Annotated in this window: 1 pseudogene; it reads left to right on the forward strand. The window is 34.2% G+C overall.

The features are described from left to right. Positions 1-234: pseudogene (locus tag AAEY75_RS17190) on the forward strand (FRG domain-containing protein); the annotation flags it as partial.

The following is a 234-nucleotide window of genomic DNA, read 5'->3' on the forward strand; positions in this document are numbered from 1 at the left end:
CTAGATTGCTAGATTGGTCTGAAAGTGCTTTAGCTTCTCTATATTTCGCAATATCTGAAGAAGACCACTTACTCAGTGATGGTACTCTTTGGATGCTTAAGCCCATCGAGTTAAATAAACTTGCAAATATTGAGGATGAAAATAAGTATTATATTCCATCTTTTGATGATGTTCATCTTACAAACTATGGAATCCAAAGCTTAAGAAACTCTCGTATACAGATGAATCCTATTG

The organism is Psychrobacter sp. TB55-MNA-CIBAN-0194 (assembly GCF_040309505.1).
In the GTDB taxonomy this organism is placed as follows: domain Bacteria; phylum Pseudomonadota; class Gammaproteobacteria; order Pseudomonadales; family Moraxellaceae; genus Psychrobacter; species Psychrobacter fozii.